The organism is Vibrio sp. 1751 (assembly GCF_033339895.1).
Lineage (GTDB): Bacteria > Pseudomonadota > Gammaproteobacteria > Enterobacterales > Vibrionaceae > Vibrio > Vibrio alginolyticus.
In genome coordinates this window covers 1-5,669 of record NZ_JAWOVM010000146.1, presented here as the reverse complement: position 1 = coordinate 5,669, position 5,669 = coordinate 1, and the positions used below count along the sequence as shown (strand labels likewise).

Annotated in this window: 7 protein-coding genes and 1 pseudogene; 5 read left to right on the top strand and 3 right to left on the bottom strand. The window is 45.7% G+C overall.

What is annotated here, in order from left to right; genetic code table 11:
- A pseudogene (locus tag R7041_RS22460) lies at positions 1-299 on the bottom strand (nicotinate phosphoribosyltransferase); the annotation flags it as partial.
- Positions 300-597: 298 nt separating this feature from the next.
- On the opposite strand from R7041_RS22460, the gene R7041_RS22455 reads away from it, so the two are divergent.
- From R7041_RS22455 to R7041_RS22440, 4 genes are all read left to right on the top strand, one after another.
- On the top strand, positions 598-1,323 hold the full coding sequence (locus tag R7041_RS22455; protein WP_005373953.1) for an NUDIX domain-containing protein: 726 nt from the start codon (positions 598-600) through the stop codon (positions 1,321-1,323).
- Positions 1,324-1,355: 32 nt separating this feature from the next.
- Positions 1,356-2,009 carry an isochorismatase family protein gene (locus R7041_RS22450; RefSeq protein WP_206949446.1) on the top strand — a complete coding sequence of 218 codons (654 nt, stop codon included), beginning with the start codon at positions 1,356-1,358 and terminating at the stop codon, positions 2,007-2,009.
- A gap of 29 nt (positions 2,010-2,038) precedes the next feature.
- Positions 2,039-2,395, top strand: a complete 357-nt coding sequence (locus R7041_RS22445; protein WP_017635128.1) for a VOC family protein — start codon at positions 2,039-2,041, stop codon at positions 2,393-2,395.
- 154 nt (positions 2,396-2,549) lie between these two features.
- The gene (locus R7041_RS22440) at positions 2,550-3,443 is read left to right on the top strand and encodes a DMT family transporter (RefSeq protein ID WP_005373960.1); all 894 of its coding nucleotides are present in this window, start codon (positions 2,550-2,552) and stop codon (positions 3,441-3,443) included.
- On the opposite strand, the gene R7041_RS22435 is transcribed toward R7041_RS22440, so the two are convergent.
- Complete coding sequence (locus tag R7041_RS22435; RefSeq protein ID WP_017635127.1) at positions 3,444-4,184, bottom strand: DNA-binding transcriptional regulator YciT; 741 nt, start codon at positions 4,182-4,184, stop codon at positions 3,444-3,446.
- A gap of 217 nt (positions 4,185-4,401) precedes the next feature.
- Here R7041_RS22435 and R7041_RS22430 point away from each other — a divergent pair, with 217 nt between their 5' ends.
- Positions 4,402-4,881, top strand: coding sequence for a peptide-methionine (S)-S-oxide reductase (locus tag R7041_RS22430; RefSeq protein ID WP_005388723.1), 480 nt, complete (start codon positions 4,402-4,404; stop codon positions 4,879-4,881).
- Positions 4,882-4,919: 38 nt separating this feature from the next.
- Here R7041_RS22430 and R7041_RS22425 read toward each other — a convergent pair.
- Positions 4,920-5,669 (bottom strand): nitronate monooxygenase (locus R7041_RS22425; RefSeq protein ID WP_318128716.1); only part of this gene is annotated, 750 nt, incomplete at its 5' end.

The following is a 5,669-nucleotide window of genomic DNA, read 5'->3' as shown; positions in this document are numbered from 1 at the left end:
CTTTGTGGGTTGAAACGGAAATGGCGCAGTGCATCAACAAAGTCAGGATTCAGGTAAGGCGCGACACGCTTAATATATTCAATTTCTTCTTGCGTAAATTGAATATCTTGCAGTTTAAGGACTTCGGCTTTTACCTCGGGCAAAAGCTCAGAGAGGTCTTCCTCACTGCGCACGATAAACTTATATGACACCATCGCATCAGGGTAAAGCGCTGTTACAGCGCTCATCATATTGACTTTGTAGACATCGAAATCCAAAGCGCTTTGAATGATGCGGGAAGAAAATAGTTTGGTGGTCATTAGGTGCCCTTCTACATGCCCTTCCTGGGTATATAACTTTTTGTTACTAACTAATTTGCGTAAACAATAAACACCCATCTATAGTTTGTCAACTTTTGTTACTAACCACTCATTTTTATAAGGTTTTTTTGTCTAGAATTCGAGCAAGCATTGTGAATAAGTCAGAGTCAACCGTAAATTTATGCTCAAATCGTATTACGAACACTACCTAAAACGTTTCTAACAACTCGTTACTTACCCATTGATTGACCACTTGTTATGCGCTAGATTACTTACAAATCAATATTAGGACCCAACCATGATCGTATCTGTCGACATTATTCCATTCAGGCTATCTGGCTGTGCCGATAAGGGATTGGAAGTGTTGTTGATTAAACGTTCAAATCCAAATCGGCCATACCATGGAGTCTGGGCACTACCGGGCGGATTTGTCTTTGATAAAGACTTAACCAGTGAAGGCGGACGCCCGGCCGATGAAAACTTTGAAGCGGCGCGTCGCCGAATTTGCCGTGAGAAAATCCATACCTACCCTCGCCATTTTAGCGAAGCGTTTATCGACGGTGATCCAAAGCGCGATCCAGAAGACTGGAGCTTAAACATTACGCACTACGCCTTAGTTGATCGTAACAATGTAGAGCAAATAAATAATGCAGGTGTACCGGAATGCCAACTTAAATGGTTTTCGCTACAGGCTATTCTCAATGGAGAAGAAACCCTCGCATTTGATCATCAAAAAACCATTGAAAAAGCGTGGCAAAAGCTTCGTGCATCCATTGAATACACATCGGTTCTTTTGTTTGCATTAGACAAAGAGTTTTTGGTTGCGGACATCATTTCTGCTTATCAAGAGTTTGGTATTGATATCAGCCGAATGACGATTAAGCGCCGCTTGATAGATTCAGGCGTACTAAAACCCACTAATAAAGTCGCTTCTACCAACAAAGGTAAAGGTGGAAAACCCGCAATGGTATATACGCTGACTAGCGACGAAGTAACCTTTTTTCAAAACTGTTTGCGTGGATAAACGCAGACAATCAGACAGACAAGGAGTCTGCCATGACTGTTCGAGTAAACTATCAAACTACAGCAGTGATCGACGTTGATCCAGAGAAAGGCTTTAGTGAGTTATGTCCAAATGAACTGCCCGTTGCAGGTGCGTTGGAAATCGTACCGGAGCTTTTGAACAATCATGCCAAAGGCCGATTAAAACTGGTCAGTCGTGACTTACACCCACCAAAAGCAAAGTGGGATGCAGAATCGCCATCCAATATGCTTGAGCCCGTTGGTTTACCGAATGTGGATATAAAGTGGAACCGTCACTGTGTGCTTGGCACAACAGGTTCTGAGCTGCTAGATGGCTTACCACCCGTGTTGGACTATGATTTTCAAGTTAATAAAGGTATGGATCCTGACGCACACCCTTACGGTATTTTTTTCCATGATATTGCCGACACCAAAACGACAGGCGCGCATGAATTTCTAAAGTTCAACGGGATTGATACCTTAGTTATAGGTGGCCTTGCCTTAGACTTTTGCGTGAAAAAATCCGTCATGCAAGCGCTGGAACTTGGCTACAATGTGGTAGTTAATCTTGCTTCAACTCGTGCGGTGCTGCCTGATAATGTAGAGAATGTGCTGACAGAGCTCAGAGATAGTGGCGCATTATTTGTCGAAAAAGCGGACGACATCATCGTAGAAAAGCTCGCCTAGAAACGATAGTAACCGAGAAGGATTTCACCATGCATCAACATGAAAAATTGAATTACGTTGAATTTGGTTCCACTAATGTCAGTGCGACCAAACAATTTTTTGAGCGTGCTTTTGACTGGAGCTTTACCGATTATGGCCCAGAATATTCTGCATTTTCAGGACAAGGGTTGGATGGCGGATTCTTCAAATCTGAGTTTATAAACCAAACCGCAAATGGTGGCGCACTTTTAGTATTTTATAGCTCAGACATTCAGGCCACTCAGACAAAAGTAGAGCTGCATGGTGGAAAAATTATCCGCCCTATTTTCGAATTCCCCGGCGGCTGTCGATTCCACTTCACTGAACCGAGTGGAAATGAATTCGCAGTATGGTCAGAGAGCCATTAAGTCATCACAAATCAACAACACGCCATCAACGTGAGCCCAAGCTAGCCAGATCCGGAACTGGCATTACATTTCTGGTTGACCTCATCCTTGGTTTAATTCACTGTTAGCGCAACAATTAATCGATGAGGCGCTAGACCTCGACCAAGGATGTCAAATGACTGCCGTCAGTTTTTTTCGCTTACTCTGCCTCGCTGCTATTTGGGGTGGCTCGTTTCTGTTTATGCGAGTCGCCGCCAACACATTCGGGCCGGCTTACTTAATCGAATTTCGAGTTACATTTGCCGCCGTCGCTTTGTTATTGATCGCCGTATATTTGAAGAAGAAACTCACGTTAACTGCGCATACTAAACACTTCTTTATTATTGGCTTATTCAATAGCGCAGTTCCATTTTTACTCTTTGCGTACGCAGCCCAGACACTGAATGCATCAACTTTAGCAATATTGAACTCAACCGCCCCAATATGGGGAGCACTAGTTGGCTTTGTTTGGTACCGCAGCCCACTCACAGCGAAATCTGTTCTCGGTATGCTAATAGGCATTGGAGGCGTTGCAGTCTTGGTCGGCTTAGATACTTCAACCATAGGTGAAGAAGCCATGCTCCCTATTGCCGCCAGTTTGATGGCTTCTTTCAGCTATGGCATTGCTACCAACTACACTAAAAATGCGCCACAAGTACCTGCTTTTGACAATGCTCACGGCAGCATGTGGGCGGCGGTTATTTGGGTACTGCCGCTGCTACCATTCTTACCAATGCGTGCAGAACCAAGTCATTTCGAATGGAGCTCTGTTGTCACGCTCGGCGTTGTATGCACAGGGTTCGCTTATTTGCTCTATTTCCGCTTAGTTTCTGATATCGGCCCGGCGTCAGCACTGACTGTCACTTTTCTTGTTCCTGTTTTTGGTATCTTATGGGGCTACTTGGTGCTAGATGAGCCCGTCGGCTCTAACACCATCATAGGAACAATTCTAGTGCTTAGCGGCACTATGCTAGTCACCGGTTTCTCCCCAACAGCAATGCTCGCGAAGCGAAAACGAAGCGTGGCTTAATCAGCCTAATATAACTTCCACACCTCGCTTTTTGATTTGTTCAAGGTCGCTTTTCGGAGCGGCTTTGTCAGTCAGCAGCACTGATATTTCGTCAGTCTTACCAATTGATGAGGGATAAATTTGCCCAAATTTACTAGAATCCGTTAGAACAATATTGCGCCTTTTTTTCGCAATGATGGTTTCTGCGATCTCAGCACGCATCATGTCGCGGCTAGTAAAGCCAGTGTCTTGATGGAAGCCGTCAATACCCAAGAAGGCCGTGCTGAAATGAATGTTCTCAATACACAACTTAGTCAGCGGTCCGACCAAGCTCTCGCCTTGGTGCTGATACACGCCACCAAGCAAGATAATGTTGGCAGAAGTGTTACGGATGAGATGGGCGATATACGCCGATGGCGTAATGATGGTCACATCGCCGCGCTCAGCCAATGTCCGAGCCAACAACGCATTGGCACTGCCTCCTTCAATCAGCACTGTCTCATTCGGTGCGACCAAATCCGCAGCTTGGTTTGCGAGCGATTGTTTAATATCGAAACGTACTTCTAGGCGGGCATCAATGTCATCACTTTGCAACGCGGTAGCTGCGCCGTGAACGCGCTTTAGGTAGCCCTGTTGCTCCAGAAAGTTCAAATCCTGTCTGATGGTCACACCCGACACGCCAATGATGTCAGAAAGCTCTGTGACTTGAACGCGTTTACGGTCGTTCACTAATTGCAGGATTTCATTTTGTCTTGGGTTCACAGGTTCGCTCCTTATTGATGAGCTTACAGTATACTCACCTGATGTTTCATAAGAAAAGAACTTGAAAGTAAAAAGGAAAAAACGCGTGGTCTGATTAGCCAAGCTGTACCTTGCGAATATCGCTCCCATCAACAGATAATAGGGCAACGAAAATGGGATGGAAGAAGAGGGGTTAACTCCCTACATCCCAACAACGATAGAGACTAGGATAAAAGTAATGGAAGAAATTTACTTCGCAGGCGGCTGCCTTTGGGGCGTGCAAGAATTTATGCGCCACCTTCCGGGCGTAATCAACACAGAAGCCGGGCGAGCAAATGGCACAACGGATAACACTCAATCCGAATACGATGGCTACGCAGAGTGCGTGAAAACCCAGTTCGATGCTGAGCAAGTTTCGGTTGAAACTTTAATGGGGTATTTGTTTGAGATAATCGACCCTTACAGCGTTAACAAGCAAGGTGAAGACGTAGGTGAGAAGTACCGTACTGGTGTTTATAGCCAAAACGAACAGCATCTCACCATCGCGAAAGCGTTTATCGCAGCACGACCGGACGCCGACAAGATCGCCGTAGAAGTACTGCCACTCACAAATTATGTGCCAAGTGATGATGAGCACCAAGACAGACTCACAAACTTTCCGAATGATTACTGCCACATCCCATTAGATTTACTACATAAATACAGGGATAACTCGTAACCATTCGGTCAGCATCGCTTTAAAAGGCAAGATGCATATCAGTTTAAATCGATGCCTTCCACTAATGACAATGTCATTTCTGCCGCCGATATTTCCTTACAACCCGACGAGTTTTGTCCGCACCACAACGGTGTGAATTCATCTCGGTTTTGCTTTTCCATAAGCGCTCTTAGTTGAGCCATTTCAATGGAGGCGTATGGGAATTTCGGCGCAAACTCACTGATGTAGCCTAGCTCCGACATCGCGCGATTCACAATGCCTCTCGCTGGTCGGCCCGAGAAAACATTGGTCACTGCGGTATGTTGCGCGCGTTCACTGGCAATGGCATATCGATGTAAAGACGATGTTTTCGCCTCATCACACAACAAATAGACGCTGCCAACTTGAACGGCACTCGCTCCTAATCTCAACGCGGCTTCCACCCCACTTCTATCAGCGATTCCGCCTGCAGCAATAACGGGCAAATTCACCCGTTTGGCGATTTGTGGTAATAACGCCATCAAACTTAATTGAGTAGTTAAATCATCCGATAAAAACATACCTCGGTGTCCACCAGCCTCCAAGCCTTGGGCGATAATACCGTCAACGCCTTTTGCTTCTAGCCAAAGTGCTTCGTCCACCGTGGTCGCTGACGAAAGGATCTTCCCTCCCCACCCTCTAATTCGAGCTAACAGATCATCGTCTGGCAAACCAAAGTGGAAACTGATCACTGGCGGTGCAAATGGTTCAATCGCGTCAGCAATATCATGATTGAAAGGCATCCTTGTCGGAGCGTTTGGCTGAGCCTG

Bases quoted from the DNA above. Each gene is read 5' to 3' on its own strand.
- R7041_RS22430 (WP_005388723.1), top strand. From the start codon at position 4,402: ATGGAAGAAATTTACTTCGCAGGCGGCTGCCTTTGGGGCGTGCAAGAA.
- R7041_RS22445 (WP_017635128.1), top strand. From the start codon at position 2,039: ATGCATCAACATGAAAAATTGAATTACGTTGAATTTGGTTCCACTAAT.
- R7041_RS22455 (WP_005373953.1), top strand. From the start codon at position 598: ATGATCGTATCTGTCGACATTATTCCATTCAGGCTATCTGGCTGTGCC.
- R7041_RS22440 (WP_005373960.1), top strand. From the start codon at position 2,550: ATGACTGCCGTCAGTTTTTTTCGCTTACTCTGCCTCGCTGCTATTTGG.
- R7041_RS22450 (WP_206949446.1), top strand. From the start codon at position 1,356: ATGACTGTTCGAGTAAACTATCAAACTACAGCAGTGATCGACGTTGAT.